The sequence below is a fragment of the Cyanobium gracile UHCC 0139 genome, from assembly GCF_034931325.1.
GTDB classification, from domain to species: Bacteria; Cyanobacteriota; Cyanobacteriia; order PCC-6307; family Cyanobiaceae; genus Cyanobium; species Cyanobium gracile_B.
Window position 1 is genome coordinate 405,869 of sequence record NZ_JAYGHX010000001.1, and the last position, 25,733, is coordinate 431,601.

Sequence of the window (25,733 nt, forward strand, 5' to 3'; positions counted from 1 at the left end):
TGGCTCGTGGCTTTCCAGCTAAACCTTCGGCAGGACCCCTTGTCACGGCGCCATGGCACATTCCAGACGCCACCTGCTGAGGATGCTCGCTCTGGCAGGCGCCGGGGTGGCCCTGGACACCCTGGGACCCCGGCCGGCGGTGGCCGCGGAGGCGGCGGCGGAGACGGAGGGCACCCTGGTGGAGCGGCTCTCGGTGTGCCGCCCCGGCGGCGACCCTCTCCAGGAGCTGCTGCGCCGCAACCGGGACTTCTGCCGCACCTGGCAGGCGGCCGAGCGCAGCGAAAATCCCCTGGACCGGGCCACCCTGCTGCACGACACCTGGCCGCTGCACTGCCAGGTGCGGCCCGATGCCCTGGCGGCCGGCCAGCGGCCCTGGGCCTCGGTGCTCTGCTGCGCCGATTCGCGGGTGGCACCGGAGTGGATCTTCGCCTGCGGTGCCGGGGAGCTGTTCGAGGTGCGCAGCGCCGGCAACACGGCCTTCGCTGCAGGGGTGGCCTCGCTGGAGTACGCCGTGGCGGAGCTGGCGGTGCCCCTGATCCTGGTGATGGGCCACAGCGGCTGCGGCGCGGTGACCGCCGCCATGGCCAGCAACCCGCTCACGCCCCTGCTGGAGGAGCTGGTGGCACCGATCCGCGCCAGCCTGGAGCCGGGTGCCGACCTCGCCCAGGCGGTGCGCCGCAACGCCGCCGCCGCCGCTGCCGCCCTGCCCCGACGCAGCGCCCTGCTGAGCCAGGCGGTGACGGAGGGGCGGCTGGCCATCCAGGCCGCCTACTTCGACATCGGCAGCGGCGAAGTGAGCCTGGTGTGAGCGGCGATCTGCCCCTGGGGAACGGCCTGGTGATCCCGGCGGCCGAGCTGGGCTGGCGCTTCTCGCGCGCCTCCGGCCCCGGGGGCCAGGGGGTGAACACCACCGACTCCCGGGTGGAGCTGGTGTACGACCTGGTCGCCAGCAACGCCCTGCCCCCCGCCCTGCAGGAGCGGGCCCTGCGGCGGCTGGCCGCCCGGCTCACCCCGGCCGGGCTGGTGGTCGTGGCGGCGGAACACCGCTCCCAGTGGCAGAACCGTCAGGCGGCGCAGAAGCGCCTGGCGGAGCTGATCCAGGCGGCGATCGCGCCACCGCCACCGCCCCGCCGTTCCACCAAACCCAGCCGGGGCTCGGTGGAACGGCGGCTGAAGGCCAAACGGCAGCGGGGGTCGCTCAAGAGCCGCCGCCGGCAGGGTCCGCCGGAGGAGTCGTAGGACCGGGATCCTGCTCGGCGCGGATCTGTGCCTTGGCCGCCTGCCAGTGACCCTCCAGCTCGGCGATGCCGCGGCCGCCCAGATCGCCGCCCAGAGCCGCCTCCACCCGGGAGAAGCGGTCGAGGAAGCGGCGGTTGGTGCCGGCCAGGCCCTCCTCCGGGTCGAGGCCGCACCAGCGGGCCACGTTCACCAGGGTGAACAGCACATCACCCAGTTCCTCCTGGGCGTGGGCCCGGTCGCCGCTGGCCACGGCCTCCCGCAGCTCGTCCATTTCCTCCTGCACCTTGGCCCACACCCCCTCGATGGCGTCCCACTCGAAACCGGCGGCGGCGGCCTTGCGGGAGATGGTCATGGCGCCGGCCAGGGCGGGCTGGCCGCGCACCTTCTCCGCCAGCCGGTCGCTGAGGGGGCTCGTGGTGGCTGGCGCCTGGCGCTCAGCGGCCTTGATCGCCTCCCAGCTGCGGCGCACGGCCTCCGGATCGTCGGCCCGCTCCGCCTCCGGATCGAACACGTGCGGGTGGCGGCGCACCAGTTTGGCCGCGATGACGCGGGCGACGGCGGCCAGATCGAAGCGTCCCGCCTCGCCGGCAATGCGGGCGTGCAGGACCACCTGCAGCAGCAGGTCGCCCAGCTCTTCGGCCAGATGATCGTCGTCGCCCCGGCGGATCGCATCGGCCACCTCATGGGCCTCCTCGATCACATAGGGGATCAGGGTGCTGTGGGTCTGGGCCAGGTCCCAGGGACAACCGTCCCGGGGATCCCGCAGTCGGTCCACGATCGCCACCAGCTCGGCCAGGGCCTCCAGCGCGGCCCCATCGGCATCAGAAGCGGAAAGCGGCCGGGGACCGGACATCGCAGGGAAGGAGCACCACGGGGACCATCCTTGGTGATGGGGCCCGGAACGGGGTCAGGCCAGGGCAGCGACGGCCTGTTGGAGGGCGTCGTGGCGGCTGAGGGTGGTGCGCTCCAGCGGCAGCTTGGCGTACAGACCGAGCTTCTCGAGGCGCTGGCGGGTGGTGCCGCTGGCGCCGACCACGAACACCTGGCGGCCCTTTTCGATCGCCTCCTCGACGGCCAGCTCCACCGCCAGTGCTGCCGTGACACCCAGGTGGGAGACCTCGGTGAGGTCGAAGACCACCGCCTTGCAGACGCCGATGGCGTTGTGCTCGCGGCCGATGGCCTTGGCCACGCCGAAGATCATGGCCCCGGTGAGCTGGAACAGCAGCACCTCGCCCTTGCCCTGGTCCAGCAGGGTGCGCTCCTCCGGGTTGAGCAGCAGATCACCGTCGCCGGTGGATACCGACTTGACCGACTTGCTCTGCAGCGCGCTCATCTTGTCGATCGTGAGGATATTGGCGATGAACACGCCGATGCCGACGGCGGCGATCAGATCCACCAGCACGGTGAGGGCGATCACCAGATACATGATCAGCGCCCCGGTGATCGAGATGCGGTGGGCGCGCTTGAGGAAACCCCAGTCGACGATGTCGAAGCCCACCTTCAGGGCGATGCCGGCCAGCACGGCCTGGGGGATCTGGCTGGCCAGCCGGGCGCCTGCCAGGATCACGAGCATCAGGATCAGGGCGCGGCTGATGCCGGAAAGGGCACTGCGTCCCCCCGCCTGGATGTTGACCACGGTTCCCATGGTGGCGCCGGCACCGGCGATGCCGCCGAAGAGCCCGGAGGCCAGGTTCCCCAGGCCCTGGCCGATCAGTTCCTTGTTGGAATCGTGCTCGGTGCGGGTGATGCTGTCGGCGATCACGGCGGTGAGCAGGGCATCGATGCAGCCGAGCATGCCCAGCACGGCCGCGTCGATCAGCATCACCCGGAGCTGGGGCAAGGCGAAATGCGGCAACTGAAGGGTGGGGAAACCGGAGGCGATCTCACCGATGCGGCGGATGCCCTCGCCACCGGCTTCAACTCCGGCACCGCCGGTGAGCAGGGTGAGGGAGAGGACCGTGCCCAGCACCAGGGCGATCAGCTGGGGCGGGGCCACCTTCTTGACCTTGCCCGGCGTGAACCAGAGGATCGCCAGGGTGACCACCGCCAGCGTGACCTCCGTCGGGCGGGCGTTGGCGAACAGGGAGGGCAGGGTGGTGAGGGTGCCCATGACACCCCCCTTGGGGATGGCCTGGCCGAGAAAGGGGCCCAGCTGCAGCACCATCAGGATGATGCCGATGCCGCTCATGAAGCCCGAGATCACCGTGTAGGGCATCTGGGTGATGTACCGACCCAGCTTCAGCAGCCCGAAGATGATCTGGAACACCCCGGCCAGCATCACCACCGTGAAGGCCATCGCCAGACCGTTCTCCGGATCCTGGGCCGTGAGGCTGGCGATGACGGCCGTCATCACCACCGTCATCGGTCCGGTCGGCTCGGAGATGAGGGTGGGGGTTCCGCCGAACAGGGCGGCGAACAGACCGACCAGCACCGCCCCCCAGAGGCCGGCGGCGGCACCCGCACCGGAGGCCACACCAAAGGCCAGGGCCATCGGCAGGGCGATCACGGCCGCCGTGACCCCACCGAACAGGTCCCCCTTGATGTTGCTGGTGCTGATGTGGTTGAGCAGGCGGAAGCTGGGCGGCCGAGGGGCCGCCGAATCGGTTGCCATCACTACAGACAGGTGTGGTGGGCGTAACCATAGGTGTTACTCACGCCCTCTGGGTGTCCTCGACCGTTTCAGGGCCAGGGCCGACGGGAATCGCAATCTTCAGTCGGCAGCGTCCGCTCTCCCTGCCGACAAGTTCCCGCCTGTCTCCACCGACAGGCCTGCCGCCAGGGTCGCACAGCGCCGCTCCTGATGGCGGACGATCCGGGAGAGCGCAAGCCTCCCTATTCGAGCCCAGCAAACGATCGTCCTTTCATGTCATTCCTGGGGCTGAAGCAGGCCCCATCTACGGCCAGAGACACTGGTATGACTAGGGTCATGGGCCCAGAAGGAGGACCACTCCAGATCGGGGCCAGCCTCACTTCACCCCGTCTCGGAGAGGATGCACAGCAGACCTGGAGAGGCACCGGATCGATCTCCTGATTCCCCCTGTTGTCGGAACAGCCAGGGTTATCCCATCCCAGAGCTCAGCAACACGATGACGATCCAGAGTGGGCGCATTTCTGTTGAGTGACTTGTTCGCCTTTTGTTAGCCTGAGGGAAGCCGATAACAATGACTTATGGCTGTGATTGCCCAGACATCGCCTGTCCGAGCCTGCTAACTTCCTCGGACCAATTCAAGGAGCTTCAACTTCACAACGTGACATTCCTCTCCGACTTCCTGCCGCTCTTCCTGAAGCAGCTTCAGTCCCCCACCCTCGGATTCCTGATCGGGGGGATCGTCGTCGCCGCGCTGGGCAGCCAGCTGGCCATCCCCGATTCGATCTACAAGTTCATCAGCTTCTTCCTGCTGATGAAGATCGGCCTGACCGGCGGGATTGCCATCCGCAATTCCAACCCTGCCGAGATTTTCCTGCCGGCCCTTGCGGCCGTGTTGGTTGGCATCGTCATCGTCTTCATCGCGCGCTACACCCTCGGGAAAATGCCGGGCATCTCCGTGCCGGACGCCCTGGCCACCGGTGGCCTGTTCGGCGCGGTGAGCGGCTCGACTCTGGCGGCAGTGCTGCCACAGCTTGACTCCGCCAAGATTCCCTACGAGGCCTGGTCGGCGGCCCTCTACCCATTCATGGACATCCCGGCGCTGGTGACGGCGATCGTCGTGGCCAGTGTCTATCTCAGCAAAAAGTCAGGACACACGTCCGAAAAAGTCGAGATCTGGCCGATCATCAAAGAAAGCATCCAGAGCTCGGCCGTCACCTCGCTGCTCTTGGGCGTGGCCCTCGGCATCCTCACCAAGCCCGAGCCCGTCTACGAGAGCTTCTTCGACCCGCTGTTCCGCGGCTTCCTGTCGATTCTGATGATCATCATGGGCATGGAAGCCGCCCAGCGGATGAATGAGCTGCGCAAGGTGGCCCAGTGGTTTGCCATCTATGCCTTCATTTCCCCGATCCTGCACGGTTTCCTGGCCTTCGGTCTCGGCCTGATCATTCACAAGATCACCGGCTTCAGCATCGGTGGAGCCGTGGTGTTGGCGGTGATCGCCGCCTCCAGCTCGGACATCTCGGGCCCGCCAACCCTGCGCGCCGGGATCCCCTCGGCGAATCCCTCGGCGTACATCGGTGCCTCCACGGCCATCGGAACACCCGTGGCAATCGCCATCTGCATCCCGCTGTTCATCGGGATTGCCGAGGTGATGCTGGCTCAATAAAGTACACAATCACAAACCTTCGGAGCCCAAGAACATGAGTCAACAGGTCTGGAAACTGGTGATCGTTGCAGAGGAAATCCTCTCCAAGAAACTCATCAAGCTGATCAAAGCAGCCGGTGCCACGGGTTACACCGTCAACGCCGCCGGTGGCGAAGGTAGCCGCAATGTGCGCTCCACAGGTGAGCCCAGCGTCTCCCACACCCTCGCGAACGTGAAGATCGAGGTCCTCACCGGCACCCGCGAGCTGGCGGACACCATCACCCGTGAGATCGAAGCCAAGTACTACGCCGACTTCTCGATCATTACCTACATCTACCCGGTAGAAGCCCTGCGCGATCACAAGTTCTGATCCACCCGTGTGACTGAGCCGTCCCTCCCTACCCGGAAGGACGGCTCCACCTTGTTCCAGGCCACAGGCCGCCGCGACAGCCTGCGGCTCCCACGCCGATGGGGTTCCTGGCCCCAGAGCGCTGACGGGGCCCGTCAGCGAACCTGCTAAGGGGCCTGTCAGGGCCCTTACAGGCCAATGATCACAACTGCTGATCGAAGCAATCACCGAAACCTGTGGATTCGGACGTGTCCCAGGCAACCGATCGCTCTGGATTCCACTAAAACTGCTGCCACTCCTCCCCCCCTTAATGGATTTCTTGCCAACGCTGCTGATGGAAGTCGGCAGCCACCAGGTTGAAGTGACGGAAACCCTGATCGGGGTTGGCCGTTTTCTCGTGATTTTCGTGGCGGCCCGCTTCATGGCGGAGCTGATGGTGCGTCTGCAGCTGCCCACCATCCTCGGCGAACTGGTCGCCGGGGTGATCATCGGCGCCTCCGGTCTGCATCTGGTGGTGCCCCCGGAGGCCCAGGCCCAGCTGAGCGGCGCCCTCCTCGGGCTGGTGGGCTCCCTGGGCGGTGTGACGCCCGACACCGTCTCCTCCCTCTACAACGAGACCTTCTCCAGCCTGCAAGTGGTGGCCGAGATCGGCCTGTTCTCCCTGCTCTTCCTCACCGGCCTTGAAAGCGAGCTCGACGAGCTGGTGGCCGTCGGCATCCAGGCCGGCACCGTGGCGTTCACCGGGGTGGTGCTTCCCTTCGCCCTCGGCACCGCCGGTCTCTACTACGTCTTCCATGTGCCGTTCATCCCGGCCGTGTTCGCCGGTGCCGCCATGACGGCCACCTCGATCGGGATCACGGCGAGCGTGTTCGGGGAGCTGCAGTGGCTCAAGCGCAAGGAGGGCCAGATCGTCATCGGCGCCGCCGTGCTCGACGACATCCTGGGCATCGTCATCCTGGCGGTGGTGGTCTCCCTGGCCGGTGGTGGTTCCTTCACCCTCGGGCCGGTCGTGAAGCTGTGCGTCGCGGCGGTGATCTTCGTGGCCGTCGCCCTGGTGCTCAGCCGTTTCGCCGCCCCCGCCTTCGACTGGGTGGTCGACCACCTCAAGGCCCCCGGCGATGTGGCGGTGGCCAGCTTCGTGGTGCTCACCCTCTGCTGCTTCGCTGCCCAGGCCATCGGCCTGGAGGCCGCCCTGGGCGCCTTCGCCGCCGGCCTGATCCTCAGCGCCTCCAAGCACACCCACGACATCGAAGCCGCCGTCAAACCCCTGGTGGCGCTGTTCGCCACGGTGTTCTTCGTGCTGATCGGCACCGGCATGGACCTCTCGGTGCTCAACCCCTTCGATCCCGCCAACCGCGAGGGACTGGTGGTGGCCCTGTTCCTGCTGGTGGTGGCCGTGGCCGGCAAGGTGGCCGCCGGCTGGACCTACACCAGCAAGGAACCCACCAACCGGCTGGTGGTGGGTCTGGGGATGATGCCCCGTGGGGAGGTGGGTCTGATCTTCCTGGGACTCGGCACCCAGGCCGGCATCCTCACCCCGGCCCTGGAAGCCGCCATCCTGTTGATGGTGATCGGCACCACCTTCCTGGCCCCGGTTCTGCTGCGGCTCGTGATCGGTGGTCAGGCGGAGCCCGCGGCCCAGACCACCTGAGCCGTCCAGCCTCCAGGCCCATCCGATTCGCCGCCCTGCCGGTAACTCCGGTATCCATCCCCTCCATCCATGGGCGTTGCCGATCTGAACGGCCCCACCACCACCCTGGCCCCGCCGTTCCCGGCCCTGCGCCGCGGCCGGCTCGACACCCTCCAGGTGAACCTGGGCTACCGCTGCAACCAGAGCTGCAGCCACTGCCATGTGAACGCCGGCCCCAGCCGCACCGAGATGATGGATCCGGCCACCATCGCCCTGGTGCCGGCGGTGCTGCGGGCCCGGGCGATCGCCAGCCTCGATCTCACCGGCGGCGCGCCGGAGCTGCACCCCGGCTTCCGTGACCTGGTGCGCCAGGCCCGGGTGCTGGGGGTGGCGGTGATCGACCGCTGCAACCTCACCATTCTCAGTGAACCCGGCCAGGCGGACCTGGCCGCCTTCCTGGCCCAGCAGGGGGTGAAGGTGGTGGCCTCCCTGCCCTGCTACCTCGCCGACAACGTCGACCGGCAGCGCGGTGATGGGGTGTTCGAGCGCAGCCTCGCGGGCCTGCGCCAGCTCAACGCCCTCGGCTACGGCGATCCGGACGCAGGGCTGGAGCTGGATCTGGTGTACAACCCGCAGGGCCCCCGCCTGCCGCCGCCCCAGGCCGCCCTGGAGGCCGACTACCGGCGGGAGCTGGCCGATCGTTTCGGCCTCCGCTTCAACCGCCTGTTCACGATCACCAACATGCCCATCCAGCGCTTTGCGGCGGTGCTGCGGCAGCAGGGGCAGCTGGAGGGCTACATGACGCTGCTGCGCCAGCACCACAACCCGGCCAACCTGGCCCAGGTGATGTGCCGCAGCACCCTCAGCGTCGACTGGCAGGGCTTCCTCTACAACTGCGACTTCAACCAGATGCTCGGCCTGCCCATCGGCCAGGGCAGCCCCCGGGCCCACCTGCGCCAGTTGCTGGAGCGGGAACCCGATGGGGAGCCGATCGCCGTGGCCGACCACTGCTTCGGCTGCACCGCCGGCGCCGGCTCCAGCTGCGGGGGGGCTTTGAGCAGCTGAACCTCAGCCCCGGGCCCCAGCCAGGTAGGCAGCGGTGATCAGGGAGCAGGGCGCGGCGAACACCGCATCGGCGCTGCCCTGCTCCTCCAGATAACCCACGCCGTCCCGGTTCCAGAACACGGCCACGTCGTCGGCCAGGCGGCGGGCCTGGGCCAGGTTGTGGGTCACGATCAGGATCGTGACGTTGCCCCGCAGCGACGCCACCAGCTCCTCCACCACGGCGCTGGCGAGCGGATCGAGGGCACTGCAGGGTTCGTCGAGCAGCAGCACCTCCGGCTCCAGCACCAGGGCCCGGGCCAGGCAGAGGCGCTGCTGCTGTCCCCCGGAGAGTTCGCTGGCCGGCCGGCCCAGGCGATCCTTCACCTCCTCCCACAGGCCCACCCGCTGCAGGGCCCGCCGGGCGGCGTCCTGGCGATCGACGCGGCGGCCCATGCCGTGGTGGCGCAGGGGAAAGGTGAGGTTGCGACCGATCGAGAGCGGCAGCGAATTGGGCCGTTGCGCGATCAGGCCGACGCGGCGGCGCAGGGCGAGCACGTCGAGCCCTGGGCGCAGGATCTCCTGGCCATCGAGGCGGATGCTGCCCCGCAGCTCGCAGGCGGGGTTGAGGTCGTGCAGGCGGTTGAAGCAGGCCAGCACGGTGCTCTTGCCGCAGCCCGATGGCCCCACGATCGCCAGAATCCGCCCCCGCCGGGCCCGGAGGCCCACGCCGCTGACGGCCAGCCGGCCGCCGTAGCGCACCGACAGGTCGCACGCTTCCAGGCAGATCTGCGGGTCGGTCATGGTCAGAACGTGGTGGAGTGGAGGGAGCCAAGCCAGCGGCGGGCCGCCCAGCCGGTGAACGCGTTGATCAGCAGCACCAGGGCCACCAGCACCAGGGCCGTGGCCGAGGCCTGGGAAGCACCGCCCGGCACGTTCATGGCCAGGTCGAAGATGTGCACCGACAGGGCCCGGCCCGAGTCGAGCAGGGAGTCGGGTAGCCGGTCCACATAGCCACTGGTGAACAGCAGGGCAGCGGTCTCGGCCAGGGCGCGGCCGATGCCCAGCACCAGCCCCACCGCCAGGCCGGGCGCGGCCGCCGGCAGCACGATGTGCAGCAGCGACACGTGCTGGGGCAGGCCGAGGGCGGCGGTGGCCAGACGGTGCTCGGCCGGCACGGCGCGCAGGGCCGTCTCCATGCTGCGGATCAGGAGCGGCAGCACCATGCAGGCCAGGGTGAGCCCGCCCGAGAGGATCGAGAAGCCCAGCCCCAGGGTGATGCTGAAGAAGGCATTGCCGAACAGGCCGAACACGATCGACGGCACCCCGGCGAGGGTGTCGAGCGAATAGCGCACCAGCGGCCCGAAGCCCCGATGGCCGCGCTGGAACTCCGCCAGGAACACGGCCGTGGCCAGGCCGATCGGCACGCTCCCCGCCAGGCACACGCCCAGGATCAGCAGGGTGGAGATGAGGATCGGCCGGATGCCGCCGCTGCGGCCGGCGTCGCCAGGCAGCTCGACGAGAAAGGCCCAGCTCAGCCGCGGCAGGCCCTGGCGCAGCAGGTCGGCCACGATCCAGCCGACCATCCCCACCACCAGCAGGGCCACCAGCCAGGCCAGCAGGGCCAGGGCGGTGTCGATCACCCGGTCGCAGCGGGCGGAGCCGCACCTAGCCATGGCCGGGGCTGCTCCGCAGGCCGGCCGCCAGGGCCATCACCACCGCCACCACCCCCATCAGCACCAGCCCACCCACAAACAGCACCGCGCGGTGCAGGTCGAGGGCATAGCCGAGCTCGAGGGCGATGTTGGCCGTGAGCGTGCGCACCGGATCGAACAAGGAGGCCGGTACCTGAATCACGTTGCCGGCCACCATCAGCACGGCCATGGTTTCCCCCAGGGCCCGGCCACTGGCCAGCACCACCGCACTGAGCAGCCCGCCCCGGGCGACGGGCAGCACCACCCCCTCCAGTGTGGCGCGGCGCGACAGCCCCAGGGCGGCAGCGGCCTGCAGCGAGGCGGCGGGCACCTCTCGCAGGGCCTGCTCGCTGAGCAGGGCGGTGGTGGGCAGGATCATCACCGTCAGGCAGAGAATGCCGGCCAGCAGGCTCTGGCCGGGCGGATGCCACTGGCGGATCAGGGGGGTGAGCACCACCAGCCCCCAGAACCCCACCACCACCGAGGGGATGCCGCCCAGCAGCTGGAGCAGCTGCCGGTGCGGCCCGCGCAGCCTGGGTGGGCCATAGCTGGTGGCGAACAGGGCCGAGCCCAGACCCAGGGGCGCGGCCAGCAGCACGGCCCCGCCGCTGGAGAGCAGGGTGCCGGCCAGCATCGGCAGCAGGCCGTAGCCTGCCTCGCCATCCCCGCTGGCGGGATGCCAGCCGGGATCGCGCAGGAAGCGCGTCGGCCCGAGCTGCCCCAGGGCGGGCCAGGCCTCGCGCAGCACGAACAGCAGGATCAGGGCCACGATCAGGGCCGCCAGCGCCGAGAGCAGCCTCAGGGTCCACAGCAGTGGCCGATCAGCGTGCCGGTGGAACGAAGAACTGGGCTTCAACAAGATCGCGGACCTCAGGGGTGCGGGCAAAGGCAAGGAAGTCGGCCACCCCGGCTGCCACCGGCGGCTGGATCACCAGATTCAGGGGGCGGGAGAGCGGATAGCGCCCGGAGCGCACGTTCTCCAGGCTGGGGGCGACGCCGGCCAGAGGCAGCAGCCGGATGGCCGTCCCCGCCTTCGCCTCCTGGCTGGCGGTGCCGATCGACACGTAACCGAGGGCGTGGGGATCGCCAGCCACCGTAAGGAGGCCCTGCTGGTTGTCGCCGATCACCACCGACGCCTTGATCCGGCGGTTGTCGAGCCGGAAGTGCTCAAGGAACAGCTCCAGGGTGGAGCGCCCCTCCGCCTTGGTCACCACCGTGATCGCCGCATCCGCACCGCCCAGCTGCCGCCAGTTGGTGATGGCCCCGGTGTACACGGCCCGGACCTGGTCGTCGCTGAGGCTGCGCACCGGATTGGCACCGTTGACGATCAGGGCGATCCCGTCGATGGCGATCGTGGTGGCCTGCAGATCCGCCTCCTGCGGCTTGAGCGCCCTCGACACCAGACCGATCTGGGCGGTGCCGCTACGCGCGTCGGCGATCCCCCGGGAGGAGCCGCCGGCCTGCACATCGACGCGGATGCCGGGATGGCGGGCCTCATAGCGCTTGGCGATCTCGGCGGCCAGGGGGGCCACCGTGCTGGATCCGCTGAGGCTGAGCTTCTGATCAGGGACGGTGCCGCAGCCGGTGACTGCGACGGTGAGTCCCATGGCCAGCACCAGGAGCCATGGAGGATCCCCGGGAGGTTGCCGCGCAGGGCGTGGTGCCATGGCCCGTCGCTGAATGGTGCTGGAAGCTGGTGGTGGAAGCGTCACGGCTGGCCCGGCGGCTGAGGGGATCTGAGGGCGGGCAGCAGCCTGCGAGCCAACAACAGAGCGCAGGCGAGCGTGGCCAGCAGTCCGACCATCTGAAACCCCGTGACATCAGAACCGGAAACGGCCGTGCCCAGGCCCACATACAGCACGGCGCCGGGCACGATGCCAACCAGGCCAACAGCGAAGGTGAGGGGTCGGATGTCGCTCAGTCCGTAAGCCACATTGAGAAGATTGAAAGGAAGCACCGGCGAAAGGCGAGCCAGCACCATCACCCGCAGGCCTTCCTGGCTCACCACCAGTTGCAGGGCCTCCAGGTGCCTGGACCGTTCCAGCCAGTGGCTGGCCTGGGGGCGGAGCCAGCGGCGCGTCATCACGAACACCGCAATGGCGCCAAGGGAAGCTCCCAGCACCACCAGTGCGGACCCCAGCACAAGGCCATAGAAACGTCCTGCCAGGAGGGTGGCCGGTGCCGCTGGAAGCAGGAATGCCTCAGCGATCGCGTAGGTCAGCACAAACAGCACCATCCCGGCTGGGTGATGCAACAGTGCCGGATCGAAGCTTCTCCCCATGGGATCGCCATTGCTGTTGAACGTCATCCAGATCGGCGCCCCAGTCGATGGGCAACTGGCTGGGAATCTCCAGGTCCCGGTTCTCGAGCGCCTGCTCTAGGGAGCAGCCGGAATCCGCCAGGACCCGGTCGCGATCCAGCAGCAGGTGCCAGATCATTGGCCTGTAGAAGCGCAGGAACTGATCCAGCCAGGCGCTGGCGTGCCGATCGGCATCGCTGGCCGCGAGGCTGAACCTCTGGACCAGCGCAAAGGTGGGCTCTGCCGCTAGCCAGGCGTCGTTAGCGACCCAGCGGTTCAGCGTGAACAGGCTGAGTGGCAACCCCCGGGGGTCGAGGCCGATACCCAGCAGATGGGTCAGCTCGGCACCGGGCTCCGCGGGCATGAACAGATGCAGGTGGCCGTGCTCGTCGCCCGGGCGGTGGCAGTGGTAGTAAGCCTGGCCACCGCTGAGCAGATCGCGCCAATCGTCCTCGGGGTAATGGCGCTCGGCCAGCACCACCGAATCGCCGGTGCAGGCGCGCACCAGCGATCCATGCCGCTGGTTCACCAGGAGCCAGTGGCGAAGGCTGCGGCAGCCCGCCTGGTAGCGCTGGCGCAGGAGCATCAGCGAGCAGCGCAGCAGCCAGCAGGCTTGGAGGCGCCGCACCCTTTCGGCTTGGCGGCGCCACAACCCCCAGGCTTGGCGGCACCGCAGCCACCGGACCGCAGGAGCTGCTTCTTGCTGCCACAACAACCTCCGCGCGGGCCACAGCCCGCGGCGTAGGCCGGCAGGCTGAGAGCGGCCGCCGTGATGGCGGCGACTCCGAGACCGGCGCGAAGGCGGGAAGAGAGGGAAGGCATGGATCGATCCAAAGCGGACAGAGGACGTACCTGCAGCCCTGGTGATTGGATTGCCTGGCAGCGTCGCCAGCAGCGGAAGCAGCAGAGTCCCTATGCGGGCACTGATGAGAGCCCCGGGAATGGCACGGGAACGGTGGCGAGATGAAGACCTGGCGCCAGGGTGCATTCGATCTGAGCGCCGGCGATCGGCGAGCGGCACAGCCAACGGCTACAGCCAGGAGTCAGTCGGCCAGCAACGGCGGGTTGGGTCTGGATGGTGCCCCCGTCTCATGACGACGGAGATCCCTGCGCATGCCACGGCACTCACGCACTGAGGAGTGGGGCGGAGGCCGGATCGCCGCGCCTGGGCACCCGCCCATCCACCGAAGAAAGCCGCCGGGGATCCCAACCGATCCAGCGATGCATTGAAGTGCCAGCCGATCGTGCTGGGATCCAGCCTCTCGACACCGGAAACCACGGTATGGGCAGCCACGCAGTAGGGACAGGAATTCTGGGCACTGGAAACCAGCAACGACAGCTGTTGCTCGGCCGGTGAGAACCCAGATGCACCGACCAGCTCCGTGCAGCGAGCTGGGGTGGCGTCGTTCCGCCGATTCACCAGGCCACCTGCGTCCGGTGGCCTGGTGAATCGGCCGACGGGAGGCTCCCAGGATGCAGTCGTGCCTGCAACGCCCGGGGGCCGGCAACCCTCGAAGGCGGAACGCCTCGGCAATCCGTTTCTGCCGCCCGCCGGTAGTGGCTGCATGGTCGCCCACCAACCGATGGACCTCGACGTCCCAGACCCCTCTCCGCCGCCCCGCGATCTGGGCGGGCTGTATGACGCCTACAGCCCAGCGGTCTACCGGCTTGCCCTGCGGCTGTGCGGGGACCGCAGCAGTGCTGAGGATCTCCTGCAGGACGTGTTTCTGCGCTACTGGCACCAGGACCGCTATGACCCGCAGCGCGGGCCGGTGCTGGCCTACCTGCTTTTGCTCACCCGATCGATGGCCATCAACCGGATTCAGCAGCAGCGCAACCGCTGGCAGCTCCTGCAGAAGTGGTCGAGTCAGCTGCTGGGCCGTGATGAACACGGCCCTCAGCACTGGGCTGAAGTCGGTGACCTGGGTGACCGTATGCGGCGGGCGCTGGCCGAGATCCACCCCAACCAACGGACGGTGCTCGAGTTGGCGTACTACGAGGGAATGAGCCAGTCAACCATCGCCGAACACCTACAGATCCCTCTGGGCACCGTGAAAACCCGCTCGCGACAGGGCTTGCTTGCCCTGCGCCGGCACATGATCGACTTCACCCATTCGCCTCTCGCTTCCTCCTTCTGCCCCGGCCTTCAGCCGTAATGCCATGACCCCCGCTGATCAACCCTCACTCGATGAACTTCTGGCCGGACATGTGCTCGGCGATCTTGAGGAAGCAGAGCAGCAGCGCTTCCGTGCCGCCTTGGCCGACGACCCCTCCCTCCAGGCCCATATCGAAGAACTACAGGTGACGCTGAACTTGCTGCCTCTGGCCATCCCCGCAGGTGTAGCACCGCCGCCCCGTTTGCGAGACGCGCTGATGCAGAAGGTGGATGGGCGCCGGCGGCAGGCCACGGAGGCTCGCAAGCCCTGGATACGCGATGGCACGCAGGTAGGGATGGCGGCAATGGCCTGCGCTGTGCTTGTGATGGGTCTGCAGGTTGTGCAACTGCGCGGCGAACTCGCGAAGCAGAAGGGCAGCGCCCCTGCCATGGCCGGGCTGACCGCTGACATGAAGGCCAGCCGCACCCTGCTGCTGCATGGAAGTGGTGGGCAGCAGGGGCTCTCCGGCCAGGTGGTGGTGAATGCCGGCATGGGCTACAACCTTCTGCTGATCAAAGGACTCCCGCCGGCGCCACCCAACCATGTGTACCGCCTGTGGGCCGAGGTGGGCGGTCAATCGGTGGGCTGTGTGCGGTTCGTCCCGAATGCCGACGGCATCGTTTCCATGCCCATTCCGTCAGAGCCCTCCAGCCACGCCAAATCCCTCAGCATCAACATCGAGAGCCTGCGTGCCGATGACGCCGGACCGGATGGTCCCCAGGTCCTCACCAGCGTGTAGGGACGCCTGCAAGCAGCACCCCCTGGCGCTGACGCGCGGCCTCGGCGTCCCCGGCCTGATCGGCAGCACCTCTTGCGGCGGGACCCCTTGGGGAACCCGATGGCGACTGGTGCTCACTGCTGATGACCTGAATTACCTGTGGAACCGCCTCTCCCAGCAATGACGAACCAGTTCCCAACCAGCACCATGAACATGAGAACCAGAAAGCGGGTCCTGGTGGTGTGCACCGGCAACTCGGCGCGCAGCATCATGGCCGAGGCCCTCCTCCAGACCCTCTCTCAAGGGGCCTTGGAGGTCGCCAGCGCCGGCAGCGCCCCGACCGGACGGGTCCATCCGCTGGCGTTGGAGCAGATCAGCCGACTGCCGGTGGATCCCAGCCAGTACACCAGCAAGAGTCTGGCGGCGGTCCTGACGACGGCAGCGACCCCTTTCGATCTGGTGATCACGGTGTGCGACCACGCAGCGCAGCACTGCGGCCCTCTCCCCGAGAACGCGGCACGGCTCCATTGGGGACTGCCCGATCCGGCCGCCCATCAGGAGGTCGAGGAGGCCCGTCGAGCCTTCGCCGCCTGCTTCGACGATCTGGCTGAACGGATCAGTGACCTGCTCGAAGCCAACTTGAAACTGGCTTGATCACGACATGGCCACCATCGTGGCTGGAAGGGTCATCAACGCAGCCGATGCAAACAGACGGCTCAACGATGGGCCCTCAGCAGATCTCCAGTCCATGGCGATCATCGGAAGGTCGCGCTGCGGTTCCAGGGCCGCGAGATCCAGGATCGCCGTGGGAAGGGCCGAACTTGTGAGCGGTCCAAAGGCCATCACCACGTCGGCGCCTCAAGGGCTCTGGCGATTCAGGTCCCAGTTGTAGGGGAGGTAGGCGAAGCGGTAGTCGCCGCCCAGGATCAGGTCGCGCTCCGCGGCGGGGCGGTAGCGGGCGATGAAGCGCAGCACGGCGCTCTGCTTCGCGTGGCCCGGCACAGGCGCCGCCTGCGGATCGGCCCGCGGCCAGTCCTCGGCGAACCACTGGAAGATCTGGGAGATCCGCACCGTGCCGGCGGCCCGGTCGATCGCCAGGCCCACGGGGCTGGCCAGCCAGCGGGTCGTCTGATCCTCCAGCTGCCGCTCCAGCGCCGCCCCCGTGAAGGCCTCCTGCCGCAACGGCGGGCAGCTGATGGCGGCGCACACCAGGGCCGCGTGGATGCGGGGTTCGTTGTACTCGCGCCGCAGGATCTCGTGCTCGATGCCATCGAGGGTGAGGCCGCGGCCCATCAGCTGGTGGCGGCGGAACTTCCAGACGCCGGGAATCGCCTTGATGCTGGGCCGGATCGGATCGTTGTCGATGATCGCGCGCAGGGTGAAGGCGTTGTAGGCGTTGATCAGCAGGGCGATCTGCTCCGCCTCCGGCCAGGAGGCGAAGCGCTCGGGGGCCAGGGCACCCAGCGCCTTGATGTAGCGATCGAGCTGGGCCGGATCCCGCTGCAGGGCGGCGTAATCCACCAGACCCTGGCCATCCACCACCGACCGCAGCACCGCGTTGTAGGGGCCGGGATCGAGGGGCGGCTGGGGGGCGGTGGCCACCATGGACGAACGGCTGGCCTCGGCCGCCGTCCACGGGGCCGGCCCGCCGCTGCAGCCCGTGGCGGTGATCAGCACCAGGCCGCAGGCCAGCAGCAGCAGCGGGGTGCGGGAGCGGACACGGACCATGGCGCAACGGAGGAACACCAGGGGTTTACCGGCCAGGGGCCGATTCGGTTCGATCCCGGGCGCTGAGCAGCAGCCCCAGCAGCAGGGGCAGCCACAGCAGCAGCCGCTCCGGGGTGGTGAGCTGCCAGTCCGGCAGGCGCGAGGGGAGCACGAAATAGACGAACGCCGAAAGGCTCACCAGCCGCGCCCCCCAATTCTGGCTGGGCACGGCGAAGGGCATCAGCCAGATGAAGTACCAGGCGTGCACCACCGGGGAGAGCAGCAGCAGGGCCAGCAGGTAGCGCCAGGCGAAAACGCCCAGCCGGGCGCTGGTGACCAGCAGCACCAGGAGCACCGGCAGCAGCAGCCACCCATGCACCGCATTGGTCTGCAGGGTCCAGGGCCAGAGCTGGCCGATCCAGTGCGGCAGCCACTCGGCGCTGCGGCCGTGGCGGATGAAGCTGGAGCCGGTGGGCAGCAGCGGGCAGCTGCGCAGGCCGCAGAACAGGGAGGCCCCCAGCAGCAGCGGTGCCAACCCCAGCAGCAGGGTGCTGAGCAAGGGCCAGGGCCGCCGGAACCGGCGCCAGCGGCTCCAGGCCCGCTGCAGCAGCAGCGGCAGGGTGATCCACTTGAGAGCCACGCTCAGGCCCAGCAGCAGGTCGATGCAGGCCTGGGGGCGTTGGCCCTGGGGCGGGGGCTCCCGCTCGGCCAGCAGCCAGCCGGCCACCAGCGGCAGCAGGAACCAGCTGTCGTAGTGCCCGCCGCCGCTGAGGCCAACGATCACCAGGGGGTTCCAGGCGTAGAGCGCCGCCCGCGCCGTTCCGAAGCGGGCGGCGAGCAGGCCGGCGATGGCCAGGTCGGCGGCCGTGAACGACAGCTTGAACAGCAGCACCTGCTGGGCCACGGCGGCATGCAGCCGGAACAGCAGCTGCGTCAGGGGCGGGTAGATGGCGGTGGTGTCGGGGTGGTTGATCAGGGGCCACCAGGACGTGCGCAACCCCTCCAGCGCCGCCGCGTCCGGGGGCAGCGCATAGGGGCTGAAGCCATGCAGCTGGATCCCCCCCTCCCAGATGTATCGCCAGATGTCGTCGCCGGGCTCCATCGCCAGCAGGGCCAGCCGCGTCAGCACCGCCACGGCCCAGAACAGGGCGCCGGGGATGGTGGGCAGCGACCAGGAGAGGGCGAAACCCAGCCCCATCACGGCGGCCGCCCGCCAGAACGGCAGCAGCTGGGCGGCGTCGAACAGGTCGCCGTGGGAGCGCATCAGCAACGCCCCGCCGATCAGCAGCAGGGCACTGGCCGGCAGCTGCAGGCGCCGCAACCGGGACGTCACCGTCATCGCCGCTGCCCCCGCCGCAGCACTCGCCGCATCCACAGCCCGCCGAGGGTGGTGAGGATCACCCATCCGGCCCGGAGGCTGGCCCCCCAGCGCCCGGAAATCTTCGAGGCGCCGGCCAGGCGCGGGCGATGGGAGATCGGCACCTCGCGGATGCGCAGGGCCAGCTCGATGGCCCGCACCTGCATCTCCAGGGTCCAGCCATAGCCCCGGTCGCGCAGGGCCATCGCCGCGAAGGCCTCACGCCGCACCAGCCGCAGCGGCCCCATGTCGCGGTAGCGGAAGCCCCAGCCCAGGCCGATCAACGTCGTGGCCAGCCGGTTGCCGCCCCGCTGCAGGGGCGTGAGCGAGGCGCGGCCCACGGCGGTGGCGGTGCGGTCGCCGAGCAGCAGGTCGTGGTCGTCGATCAGCTCCAGGAAGCGGGGCAGTTCCTCGAGCGGGTCACCGCCATCGCCATCGCAGAACAGCAGCCAGTCCACGTCGGGGGCGAGATCGAGGCACCCCAGCCAGCAGGCCCGGCCGTACCCGGGGCGGGGTTCCCTGAGCACCTCCGCCCCCAGCTGGCGGGCGATGGTGGCGGTGCCATCGCGGCTGCCGTTGTCGACCACCCGGATGCGGTCGAGCCCCTGGCGGCGCAGCTGGCCGATCACGTGGCCGATCGTCTCGCGCTCGTCGCGCGCCGGAATGACCACCTGGATGGCCCCCATCGCCATGGCCGATCCCGGGTTGGGCATGGACGTCCCCTGTTGATGAACGTACCGGCGAATCGGGCGAATGGATGGCCGCCCCCCTGGGGCCGGGGCCATCCGAACCGCCGGTTCGCCGGTAGGAGGGGGGAACGGCTTCCCCCATGGCCCCACCACTCTCCCCGTCCCGCTGGCGCCAGCTGCTGCTGATCGCCGCCATCGCCCTGGTGGTGGTCCTGTTCTTCGCGCTGGGCCTGCACCGCCAGCTCACCCTGGAGGCCCTGCAGGCGGCCCATGGCGCCCTGCTGGAGCAGCGCCGCCAGGCCCCCCTGCTGGTGGCCGGCGCCTACCTGATCCTCTACGTGCTGGTGGCGGCCTTGTCGCTGCCGGGGGCCGCGGTGCTCACCCTGGCCGGCGGGGCGCTGTTCGGCGTCGGGCTCGGCACCCTGCTGGTGTCGTTCGCCTCCAGCATCGGCGCCCTGCTGGCCTTCCTGGTGGCCCGCACCCTGCTGCGGGGTCCGGTGCGGCGACGGTTCGCCCGCCAACTGGCGCCGATCGAGGCCGGGGTGGCCCGCGACGGGGTGCTCTACCTGCTCAGCCTGCGGCTGGCGCCGGTGTTCCCCTTCTTCCTGGTCAACCTGCTGATGGCGCTGACGCCGATCCGGGCCGCCAGCTTCTACCTCACCAGCCAGATCGGCATGCTTCCAGGCACTTTCGTCTACGTGAACGCCGGCACCCAGCTGGCCCAGCTGCGCGGGATCGGCGGCATCCTCAGCCCGCCGCTGCTGGGGTCCCTGCTGCTGCTGGCCCTGTTCCCCTGGCTGGCCAAGGCGGCCCTGGGCCGCTGGCAGACCTGGCGGCTGTACCGCCGCTGGCCGCGGCCGCGCCGCTTCGATCGCAACCTGATCGTGATCGGCGCCGGAGCGGCGGGGCTGGTCACGTCGTACATCGCCGCCACCGTCAAGGCGCGGGTGACCCTGGTGGAGCGCGGCGCCATGGGCGGCGACTGCCTCAACACCGGCTGCGTGCCCAGCAAGGCCCTGATCAGCTCGGCGCGGCTGGCGGCGCGCCTGCGCCGGGCCGACCGCTACGGACTCGAACCGCAGGAGCCGCGGCTGAACCTGCGCCGGGTGCTGGAGCGGGTGGCCGCCAAGGTGGCGGCCGTGGCCCCCCACGACAGCGTCGAGCGCTACGAGGGCCTGGGGGTGGAGGTGCTGCGCGGCCAGGCCCGTCTGCTCGATCCCTGGACGGTGGCGATCCGCAGCGATGCGGGCAGCGAGCAGCGGCTCACGGCCCGGGCGATCGTGCTGGCCACCGGCGCCGAACCGGTGCGGCCCGACTGGCCGGGCAGCGAGGCGGTCCCCCTGCTCACCAGCGAAACCGTCTGGGACTGGCTGGCCCAGTGTCCGCTGGAGCGGCCGCGGCTGGCGGTGCTGGGGGGCGGGCCGATCGCCTGCGAACTGGCCCAGGCCCTGGCCCAGCTGGGCCTGCCGATCACCCAGATCCAGCGCAGCGACCGCCTGCTGCGCAAGGAGGACGCCGATGTGGCCGCCGAGGTGCGCCAGGCCCTGGAGGAGGACGGCGTGACCCTGCACCTGGACACCGAGGTGCTCGGCTTCGAGCGGGATCCCGCCCCCGGCGGGGCGGTGACGGTGCTGGTGCGGCAGGGGGAGCGGCGGGAGCGGATCGCCTGCGACGCCGTGCTCTGCGCCCTGGGCCGCCGTGCCCGGCTGCAGGGCTACGGCCTCGAGGAGCTGGGGATTCCCACCGGCGCCACGATCACCACCAACGCCTTCCTGCAGACGCTCTACCCGAACATCTACGCCGCCGGCGACGTGGCCGGGCCGTTCCAGTTCACCCACACCGCCGCCCACCAGGCCTGGTATGCGGCGGTCAACGCCCTGTTCGGCCAGCTGCGCTCCTTCCAGGTGGACAACCGCGTCATCCCGCGCACCACGTTCACCGACCCGGAGGTGGCCACGGTGGGGCTCACCGAAGCCGAGGCGTCGGCGCGGGGGCTGGCGGTGGAGGTGACCCGCTTCCCCCTGCACGAGCTCGATCGCGCCATTGTCGAGAGCGCCGAGCGGGGGTTCGTGAAAGTGCTCACATCACCCGGCAGCGACCGGATCCTGGGCGCCACGATCGTGGGCGAGCATGCCGGCGAACTGCTGGCCGAGATCGTGCTGGCCATGAAATGGGGCCTGGGACTGGGCAAGATCTTCGGGACGATCCACGCCTACCCCACCCTGGCCGAGGCCAGCAAATACACCGCCGCCGCCTGGAAGAAGCAACGGGTGCCCCAGCACCTGCTGCCCTGGCTGCGCCGCTATCACGCCTGGCGGCGCCGCGGCTGAGCCCGACACCGTCCCCACCACCCCCCCTGCGACCCCTCCCCGATGACCAGCGCCGCCGATCTGCACCGCAGCGTTCAGGAGTACTACGGCTCCACCCTCAGCAGCAGCGACGACCTGCGCACCAGCGCCTGCTGCGATGCCAGCAGCGTGCCGCCGGCGCTGCGGCCCCTGCTGGCCCGGATCCACCCCGAGGTGCTGAGCCGCTACTACGGCTGCGGCCTGGTGGCGCCGCCGCTGCTGGAGGGCCTGCGGGTGCTCGACCTGGGCTGCGGCAGCGGCCGCGATGTGTACCTGCTGGCCCAGCTGGTGGGGGCCGGCGGCGCAGTGGTGGGCGTCGACATGACGCCGGAGCAGCTGGCGGTGGCCCGGCGCCACGTCGACCACCACGCCGAGGTGTTCGGTTTCGGCAATGTGCAATTCCTGGAGGGCCGCATCGAGCAGCTGGAGGCCCTGCCCCTGGAGCCCGGCAGCTTCGATCTGGTGATCTCCAACTGCGTGGTCAACCTCTCGGCCGACAAGCTGGCGGTGCTGAACGGGGTGCGGCGGCTGCTGAAGCCCGGCGGTGAGCTCTTCTTCGCCGACGTCTACGCCGACCGGCGCGTGCCCGAGGCCCTGCGCCACGACCCGGTGCTGCACGGCGAATGCCTCAGCGGTGCCCTCTACTGGAACGACTTCCTGCGGCTGGCGCGCCAGGCCGGCTTCGCCGATCCGCGCCTCGTGGCCGACAGGCCCCTGGAGATCACCGACCCGGAGCTGGCCGCCCGCACCGGCGCGATCCGCTTCTTCTCAGCCACCTACCGGCTGTTCCAGATCGAGGCCCTGGAGGACGCCTGCGAGGACCATGGCCAGGCGGTGGTCTACCGCGGCAGCATCGCCGGCCACCCCGACGCCCTGCCCTTCGACAAGCACCACCACATCGAGACGGGGCGGGTGTTTCCGGTCTGCGGCAACACCTTCCGCATGCTGGCCGAAAGCCGCCTGGCGCCCCACTTCGAGTTCCTCGGCGATTTCAGCCGCCACTACGGCCTGTTCGAGGGCTGCGGCAGCGCCCTGCCCTTCGACGGGGGGGTCGCCCCTACCGCCGACGCCCCCGCCGCCGCGCCGGCCCCAGCGAGCGGCGGCTCCTGCTGCTGAGGCGGCTGAGCCGGCGCCCCAGGGCGCGAAGGGGCCGGGGCAGTCGCGGGATCGGATCGCCGTCCTGGAGCAGGTGCAGCCAGCTGCTGGCCTCCAGGCCCACGAAGGCCGCCAGCAGCAGGGGGCGCTGGGAGCCCCAGAGCTCCCGGCCCCGCTGCAGCAGCTCGGCCGGCGCTGGGGCGCCCAAGGGACCGAGGGCGGCACAGGCCGCCAGCACCAGCGCCGCCAGCCACAGCAGCCGCAGGCTGGTGCCCAGCAGGGGGCTGTGGGAGAGCAGGGAGCGGTGGCTGAGCAGGCGCCGGTAGGGCCACCAGAGCAGCCGCAGGGGACCCCAGCGGCGGGTGGCGTTGGAGCGGGTGTCGAGGTCGGGGGAGAGCCAGAGGCCGCCCAGCAGGAAGGCGCCGCTGGCGACGGCCACCCCCGCCGGCCCCAGGGCCGGCCCCCAGAGCAGCCCGAAGGGCAGCGCCAGCCAGCGGGTGGCGCGATCGTGGCGGCGGCCGCTGGCCATGGCCGGGCTCCGGACGCTGCCGGCAAGGTACCGGCCGGCGGCCCCCGATGGCCGGGCCGCGCCGCCCCCTCCGCCAGAATGAGCCCACCGCCCGATTAGCTCAGCGGTAGAGCGCCTGCCTTACAAGCAGGATGTCGCTGGTTCGAAACCGGCATCGGGCATCGCTCAGATCCCAGCAAAGGCGGGGATCCATGTCACTACGGCCACCAGGAAGGTTGACGATCATGGCTAGTGTCAATCCACTTAAACCTGAACTACCAGCAGTGGCTACCGATGCCTCCCCGATCTGGAAGAGCAAGGTTGCCGGTCAGAGCAGCGTGCCTTCTGTTGAGCCTCCCCGGCCAGGCGCTCTCCCGCCCCTGACGACGCGGAATGGAGTGCGCCCGGAACTCATCGATGACGCTCTGGCGTTCATGGATGAGTACGACGACGTGTTCCGTTCGCTGGCTCAGTGAGGATTGCGCCTGGGACCCTGATCCTCCCAGGCCCTTTTGAGATTGCACGGGTCCATGCGGCGACGATCAACAGGCATGGTGTTCTCCAGGTAACGCCGGATCTACGCAAGATCGAAACCGCTCTGGCGGAAGTCCTGGCATTCCACACCTTCAGGCCTGAGGCGGACATCGCTCTTCTGGCTGCTGTTGTGGCCTACGCCTTCGCCAAGGGCCACCCCTTACCCGATGGCAACAAGCGGGTGGCGTTTTTCTCTGTGAAGATGGTGCTGCGGGCGAATGGGTTTGAGTGGAAGCCCCGCCATGAAGAGGCGGAGCAGCGCATGTGGCGGCTCGCAGAAACCTCCCCTCCACAGCGTGATCAGGTGCTTGAAGAACTCTCGATCTGGATACGGCAAAGCTGCACGCCGCTGTCCAGCTGATCTCGCCATTTTTGCGCTGGCAGAGGCAAGGGCAGCATCTCCTCTCCGACCCTGCCGCTGGCGCGGCTGGTGGCCTGAGGGGGCATAAACAGACGGCGCACGTTGGCCACTTCTGCCGGGGCGCCGTCCCACGGACCCGCTTAAAGTTGGTCATCTCGATGACCAACACCATGCGACAGGTCACGGTGGCGGAGGCCAAAGCCCAGCTGTCGAGCCTGCTCGACGCAGTGGAGCAAGGCCAGCCGGTGGTGATCACCCGCCGCGGCAAAGCCATCGCTGAGCTGGTTCCGCGGCAGGCCGTGCGCGATCTCCTGCCCCAGCTCCAGGCACTGCGGGACTCCCTGCCCCATCAGGCCACCAGCGGCGTGGAGACGATGCGCGCCCTGCGGGATGACGTCGGCTCCTGATGCTGTATGTGGACACTTGCGTGCTGCTGGCGGCCCTCACACCGGAAGCCCACTCCGACGCCGCCGCGACCTTTCTCGAGCAGGCCCCTGCGCCACTGGCGATCAGCCCCTGGTGTGCCACCGAGCTCCATTCCGCTCTCGGGCTGAAGGTGCGCACCGGGGCCCTGAGTCCCTCGCAGGCCGAGGCGGTGCTCGATGGCTTCGAACGCAGCCTGGCCCCAGGGTTCCTGATGCTGGAAGTGCAACCCCTGGACTTCCGCAATGCCGACGCCTGTCTGCGCGGCTGGACCACGGCCCTGCGGGCGGCCGATGCCCTGCACCTGGCCATCGCCGCCGGACGGGGCGCCATCCTCTGCAGCCTTGATGGGCCCTTTGTGATGGCCGCCCGGCAACTGGGACTAGCGGCCCAGCTGATCGGGGCTGCCTGACGCCTATCGGGCGGCACACCCCGCCGCGAAGGACCTGCAGGCCCAGACGGACCCAGTGCCAGCCATCATGGGCGCCGGACGCTCCTCAAGCCGTGGACCTCACGGATCTCATCCCCGGGATCCCCGCCCTGCTGGAGGAGCTGGAGGGGATCCTGGCCGGGCTGACCACGGTGGCCTGCCTGGAGCACATGAAATGGCTGGGGGCCTTCATGTGCATCACCCCGGTCCAGAGGAGCCTGGTGGGGGCCGCCACGACGGAGGAGGAGGGCTTCCGGCTGGTGGAGCGGCAGCGGCCGTCCCTGCTGGTGGTCAGCCAGAGGCTGCAGGAGGGCACCGGGCTCTCGCTGGTGGAGCGCACGGAAGCGCTGGACCCGGCCATCCGGACCCTGCTGATCGCCGACGACGCCAACGAGGACCTGGTGCGGGAGGCCCTGGCGCGGGGCTGCAACGGCATCTGCTTCGAATCGGGCCTGTTCATGCCGGCGCTGCGGGTGGTGGCCGGCGGCGGCATCTACTACCCCGAGCCGGTGGCGGCGGTGCTGCGGCAGCAGCCGCCCGTGGCCCTGATCGAGCCGCTGACCGAGCGCGAACGGGTGGTGCTCAACCATCTGATGCTGGGCCTGACCGACCAGCGGATCAGCCAGGAGCTGGTGGTCAGCCCCGAGACCGTGCGGACCCACGTGAAGCACATCTTCCAGAAGCTCCAGGTGGACAACCGCACCAAGGCGGTCGTCAAGTCGATCGCCGCCGGGCTGATCAACCTGGAATCGGCCCTGGAGGGTCGCACCCCGGTCGCCGGCTGAGCCGCCGGGTCAGCCGCAATCCCCTGTTCTGGGGATGCGGACCGAGGGGCCTCCACGGGAAGGTGGACGTGTCAGGGGATGACCCGAGCAGCCTCCCGGCACCCCCCGCACGACCCCAGAAGCAGATCAGCGCAC

27 protein-coding genes and 1 tRNA gene are annotated in these 25,733 nt (G+C 69.5%); 16 read left to right on the forward strand and 12 right to left on the reverse strand.

Annotation, left to right across the window (positions count from 1 at the left end):
• Positions 1–82: 82 nt before the first annotated feature.
• A complete protein-coding gene (locus VB738_RS01990; protein WP_323304143.1) occupies positions 83–808 on the forward strand; it encodes a carbonic anhydrase in 726 nt (241 codons plus the stop codon).
• Positions 805–1,239, forward strand: coding sequence for an alternative ribosome rescue aminoacyl-tRNA hydrolase ArfB (gene arfB / locus VB738_RS01995; RefSeq protein ID WP_323304144.1), 435 nt, complete (start codon positions 805–807; stop codon positions 1,237–1,239). The genes VB738_RS01990 and arfB overlap by 4 nt, the downstream gene beginning before the upstream one ends.
• On the opposite strand, the gene mazG is transcribed toward arfB, so the two are convergent.
• Together mazG and VB738_RS02005 are read right to left on the reverse strand one after the other, a co-directional pair.
• Positions 1,199–2,092 (reverse strand): nucleoside triphosphate pyrophosphohydrolase, encoded by an 894-nt coding sequence (gene mazG / locus VB738_RS02000; protein ID WP_323304145.1) that lies wholly within the window; start codon positions 2,090–2,092, stop codon positions 1,199–1,201. The genes arfB and mazG overlap by 41 nt on opposite strands.
• 54 nt (positions 2,093–2,146) lie before the next feature.
• A complete protein-coding gene (locus VB738_RS02005; protein ID WP_323304146.1) occupies positions 2,147–3,850 on the reverse strand; it encodes a SulP family inorganic anion transporter in 1,704 nt (567 codons plus the stop codon).
• Between the two features lie 637 nt (positions 3,851–4,487).
• Between VB738_RS02005 and VB738_RS02010 the strand changes: the two genes are divergently transcribed.
• The 4 genes from VB738_RS02010 to arsS all read left to right on the forward strand — a co-directional run bounded on the left by VB738_RS02010 (position 4,488) and on the right by arsS (position 8,518).
• The gene (locus tag VB738_RS02010; RefSeq protein ID WP_323304147.1) at positions 4,488–5,495 is read left to right on the forward strand and encodes a sodium-dependent bicarbonate transport family permease; all 1,008 of its coding nucleotides are present in this window, start codon (positions 4,488–4,490) and stop codon (positions 5,493–5,495) included.
• Positions 5,496–5,529: 34 nt separating this feature from the next.
• A complete protein-coding gene (locus VB738_RS02015) occupies positions 5,530–5,844 on the forward strand; it encodes a P-II family nitrogen regulator (RefSeq protein ID WP_323304148.1) in 315 nt (104 codons plus the stop codon).
• 289 nt (positions 5,845–6,133) lie between these two features.
• Positions 6,134–7,474: a cation:proton antiporter gene (locus tag VB738_RS02020; RefSeq protein WP_323304149.1), complete on the forward strand. Its 1,341-nt coding sequence runs from the start codon at positions 6,134–6,136 to the stop codon at positions 7,472–7,474.
• A 69-nt stretch (positions 7,475–7,543) separates the two neighbouring features.
• Complete coding sequence (gene arsS, locus VB738_RS02025; RefSeq protein WP_323304150.1) at positions 7,544–8,518, forward strand: arsenosugar biosynthesis radical SAM (seleno)protein ArsS; 975 nt, start codon at positions 7,544–7,546, stop codon at positions 8,516–8,518.
• Between the two features lie 3 nt (positions 8,519–8,521).
• Here arsS and VB738_RS02030 read toward each other — a convergent pair whose 3' ends face one another.
• Genes VB738_RS02030 through VB738_RS02055 form a run of 6 tightly spaced genes read right to left on the reverse strand, consistent with a single transcriptional unit; the run spans position 8,522 to position 13,115 of the window.
• Positions 8,522–9,298: a phosphate ABC transporter ATP-binding protein gene (locus VB738_RS02030; protein ID WP_323304151.1), complete on the reverse strand. Its 777-nt coding sequence runs from the start codon at positions 9,296–9,298 to the stop codon at positions 8,522–8,524.
• 2 nt (positions 9,299–9,300) lie between these two features.
• Positions 9,301–10,170 carry a phosphate ABC transporter permease PstA gene (gene pstA, locus VB738_RS02035; protein WP_323304152.1) on the reverse strand — a complete coding sequence of 290 codons (870 nt, stop codon included), beginning with the start codon at positions 10,168–10,170 and terminating at the stop codon, positions 9,301–9,303.
• Positions 10,163–11,044, reverse strand: a complete 882-nt coding sequence (gene pstC, locus VB738_RS02040; protein WP_323304153.1) for a phosphate ABC transporter permease subunit PstC — start codon at positions 11,042–11,044, stop codon at positions 10,163–10,165. The genes pstA and pstC overlap by 8 nt, the downstream gene beginning before the upstream one ends.
• Positions 11,010–11,855, reverse strand: a complete 846-nt coding sequence (locus tag VB738_RS02045) for a phosphate ABC transporter substrate-binding protein (protein WP_323304154.1) — start codon at positions 11,853–11,855, stop codon at positions 11,010–11,012. Before VB738_RS02045 ends, pstC begins: the two co-directional genes overlap by 35 nt.
• A gap of 41 nt (positions 11,856–11,896) precedes the next feature.
• Entirely contained in the window at positions 11,897–12,424 is a 528-nt protein-coding gene (locus VB738_RS02050) for a TVP38/TMEM64 family protein (protein WP_323304155.1), read from the reverse strand.
• Entirely contained in the window at positions 12,390–13,115 is a 726-nt protein-coding gene (locus VB738_RS02055) for a DUF6969 family protein (RefSeq protein ID WP_323304156.1), read from the reverse strand. The genes VB738_RS02050 and VB738_RS02055 overlap by 35 nt, the downstream gene beginning before the upstream one ends.
• Positions 13,116–14,070: 955 nt before the next feature.
• Between VB738_RS02055 and VB738_RS02060 the strand changes: the two genes are divergently transcribed.
• The 3 genes from VB738_RS02060 (at position 14,071) to VB738_RS02070 (ending at position 16,015) form a co-directional block, all read left to right on the forward strand.
• The gene (locus VB738_RS02060; protein ID WP_323304157.1) at positions 14,071–14,643 is read left to right on the forward strand and encodes a sigma-70 family RNA polymerase sigma factor; all 573 of its coding nucleotides are present in this window, start codon (positions 14,071–14,073) and stop codon (positions 14,641–14,643) included.
• A 4-nt stretch (positions 14,644–14,647) separates the two neighbouring features.
• The gene (locus VB738_RS02065) at positions 14,648–15,382 is read left to right on the forward strand and encodes an anti-sigma factor (RefSeq protein ID WP_323304158.1); all 735 of its coding nucleotides are present in this window, start codon (positions 14,648–14,650) and stop codon (positions 15,380–15,382) included.
• A gap of 192 nt (positions 15,383–15,574) precedes the next feature.
• A complete protein-coding gene (locus tag VB738_RS02070; protein WP_323304159.1) occupies positions 15,575–16,015 on the forward strand; it encodes an arsenate reductase ArsC in 441 nt (146 codons plus the stop codon).
• A gap of 204 nt (positions 16,016–16,219) precedes the next feature.
• Here VB738_RS02070 and VB738_RS02075 read toward each other — a convergent pair whose 3' ends face one another.
• Genes VB738_RS02075 through VB738_RS02085 form a run of 3 tightly spaced genes read right to left on the reverse strand, consistent with a single transcriptional unit; the run spans position 16,220 to position 19,138 of the window.
• Positions 16,220–17,089 (reverse strand): DUF547 domain-containing protein, encoded by an 870-nt coding sequence (locus tag VB738_RS02075; RefSeq protein WP_323304160.1) that lies wholly within the window; start codon positions 17,087–17,089, stop codon positions 16,220–16,222.
• A gap of 25 nt (positions 17,090–17,114) precedes the next feature.
• The gene (locus VB738_RS02080; RefSeq protein ID WP_323304161.1) at positions 17,115–18,407 is read right to left on the reverse strand and encodes a hypothetical protein; all 1,293 of its coding nucleotides are present in this window, start codon (positions 18,405–18,407) and stop codon (positions 17,115–17,117) included.
• Positions 18,404–19,138: a glycosyltransferase family 2 protein gene (locus tag VB738_RS02085; protein WP_323304162.1), complete on the reverse strand. Its 735-nt coding sequence runs from the start codon at positions 19,136–19,138 to the stop codon at positions 18,404–18,406. The genes VB738_RS02080 and VB738_RS02085 overlap by 4 nt, the downstream gene beginning before the upstream one ends.
• A gap of 116 nt (positions 19,139–19,254) precedes the next feature.
• Here VB738_RS02085 and VB738_RS02090 point away from each other — a divergent pair, with 116 nt between their 5' ends.
• Both VB738_RS02090 and VB738_RS02095 read left to right on the forward strand, forming a co-directional pair.
• Positions 19,255–21,444 carry an FAD-dependent oxidoreductase gene (locus tag VB738_RS02090; protein ID WP_323304163.1) on the forward strand — a complete coding sequence of 730 codons (2,190 nt, stop codon included), beginning with the start codon at positions 19,255–19,257 and terminating at the stop codon, positions 21,442–21,444.
• A gap of 42 nt (positions 21,445–21,486) precedes the next feature.
• Entirely contained in the window at positions 21,487–22,578 is a 1,092-nt protein-coding gene (locus tag VB738_RS02095) for a methyltransferase domain-containing protein (protein ID WP_323304164.1), read from the forward strand.
• Here VB738_RS02095 and VB738_RS02100 read toward each other — a convergent pair.
• Complete coding sequence (locus tag VB738_RS02100) at positions 22,520–23,086, reverse strand: metal-binding protein (RefSeq protein ID WP_323304165.1); 567 nt, start codon at positions 23,084–23,086, stop codon at positions 22,520–22,522. The two genes, VB738_RS02095 and VB738_RS02100, sit on opposite strands and share 59 nt — an antisense overlap.
• Positions 23,087–23,175: 89 nt before the next feature.
• Here VB738_RS02100 and VB738_RS02105 point away from each other — a divergent pair.
• The 5 genes from VB738_RS02105 (at position 23,176) to VB738_RS02125 (ending at position 25,598) form a co-directional block, all read left to right on the forward strand.
• Positions 23,176–23,247 (forward strand) — tRNA-Val (locus VB738_RS02105).
• A gap of 290 nt (positions 23,248–23,537) precedes the next feature.
• Positions 23,538–23,960, forward strand: a complete 423-nt coding sequence (locus tag VB738_RS02110; protein WP_323304166.1) for a type II toxin-antitoxin system death-on-curing family toxin — start codon at positions 23,538–23,540, stop codon at positions 23,958–23,960.
• A gap of 170 nt (positions 23,961–24,130) precedes the next feature.
• Entirely contained in the window at positions 24,131–24,367 is a 237-nt protein-coding gene (locus VB738_RS02115) for a type II toxin-antitoxin system Phd/YefM family antitoxin (RefSeq protein WP_254972064.1), read from the forward strand.
• Positions 24,367–24,795 (forward strand): type II toxin-antitoxin system VapC family toxin, encoded by a 429-nt coding sequence (locus tag VB738_RS02120; RefSeq protein ID WP_323304167.1) that lies wholly within the window; start codon positions 24,367–24,369, stop codon positions 24,793–24,795. Before VB738_RS02115 ends, VB738_RS02120 begins: the two co-directional genes overlap by 1 nt.
• Before the next feature lie 92 nt (positions 24,796–24,887).
• Positions 24,888–25,598 carry a response regulator transcription factor gene (locus VB738_RS02125; RefSeq protein WP_323304168.1) on the forward strand — a complete coding sequence of 237 codons (711 nt, stop codon included), beginning with the start codon at positions 24,888–24,890 and terminating at the stop codon, positions 25,596–25,598.
• Positions 25,599–25,733 lie beyond the last annotated feature (135 nt).

Bases quoted from the DNA above. Each gene is read 5' to 3' on its own strand.
- VB738_RS02080 (WP_323304161.1), bottom strand. From the start codon at position 18,407: ATGACGGTGACGTCCCGGTTGCGGCGCCTGCAGCTGCCGGCCAGTGCC.
- arsS (WP_323304150.1), top strand. From the start codon at position 7,544: ATGGGCGTTGCCGATCTGAACGGCCCCACCACCACCCTGGCCCCGCCG.
- VB738_RS02015 (WP_323304148.1), top strand. From the start codon at position 5,530: ATGAGTCAACAGGTCTGGAAACTGGTGATCGTTGCAGAGGAAATCCTC.
- VB738_RS02045 (WP_323304154.1), bottom strand. From the start codon at position 11,855: ATGGCACCACGCCCTGCGCGGCAACCTCCCGGGGATCCTCCATGGCTC.
- VB738_RS02005 (WP_323304146.1), bottom strand. From the start codon at position 3,850: ATGGCAACCGATTCGGCGGCCCCTCGGCCGCCCAGCTTCCGCCTGCTC.
- VB738_RS02100 (WP_323304165.1), bottom strand. From the start codon at position 23,086: ATGGCCAGCGGCCGCCGCCACGATCGCGCCACCCGCTGGCTGGCGCTG.
- VB738_RS02020 (WP_323304149.1), top strand. From the start codon at position 6,134: ATGGATTTCTTGCCAACGCTGCTGATGGAAGTCGGCAGCCACCAGGTT.
- VB738_RS02075 (WP_323304160.1), bottom strand. From the start codon at position 17,089: ATGGTCCGTGTCCGCTCCCGCACCCCGCTGCTGCTGCTGGCCTGCGGC.
- VB738_RS02065 (WP_323304158.1), top strand. From the start codon at position 14,648: ATGACCCCCGCTGATCAACCCTCACTCGATGAACTTCTGGCCGGACAT.
- VB738_RS02060 (WP_323304157.1), top strand. From the start codon at position 14,071: ATGGACCTCGACGTCCCAGACCCCTCTCCGCCGCCCCGCGATCTGGGC.
- VB738_RS02120 (WP_323304167.1), top strand. From the start codon at position 24,367: ATGCTGTATGTGGACACTTGCGTGCTGCTGGCGGCCCTCACACCGGAA.
- VB738_RS02090 (WP_323304163.1), top strand. From the start codon at position 19,255: ATGGCCCCACCACTCTCCCCGTCCCGCTGGCGCCAGCTGCTGCTGATC.
- VB738_RS02095 (WP_323304164.1), top strand. From the start codon at position 21,487: ATGACCAGCGCCGCCGATCTGCACCGCAGCGTTCAGGAGTACTACGGC.
- VB738_RS02085 (WP_323304162.1), bottom strand. From the start codon at position 19,138: ATGCCCAACCCGGGATCGGCCATGGCGATGGGGGCCATCCAGGTGGTC.
- VB738_RS02070 (WP_323304159.1), top strand. From the start codon at position 15,575: ATGAGAACCAGAAAGCGGGTCCTGGTGGTGTGCACCGGCAACTCGGCG.
- VB738_RS02050 (WP_323304155.1), bottom strand. From the start codon at position 12,424: ATGGTGCTGTTTGTGCTGACCTACGCGATCGCTGAGGCATTCCTGCTT.
- pstA (WP_323304152.1), bottom strand. From the start codon at position 10,170: ATGGCTAGGTGCGGCTCCGCCCGCTGCGACCGGGTGATCGACACCGCC.
- mazG (WP_323304145.1), bottom strand. From the start codon at position 2,092: ATGTCCGGTCCCCGGCCGCTTTCCGCTTCTGATGCCGATGGGGCCGCG.
- VB738_RS01990 (WP_323304143.1), top strand. From the start codon at position 83: ATGCTCGCTCTGGCAGGCGCCGGGGTGGCCCTGGACACCCTGGGACCC.
- VB738_RS02115 (WP_254972064.1), top strand. From the start codon at position 24,131: ATGCGACAGGTCACGGTGGCGGAGGCCAAAGCCCAGCTGTCGAGCCTG.
- VB738_RS02030 (WP_323304151.1), bottom strand. From the start codon at position 9,298: ATGACCGACCCGCAGATCTGCCTGGAAGCGTGCGACCTGTCGGTGCGC.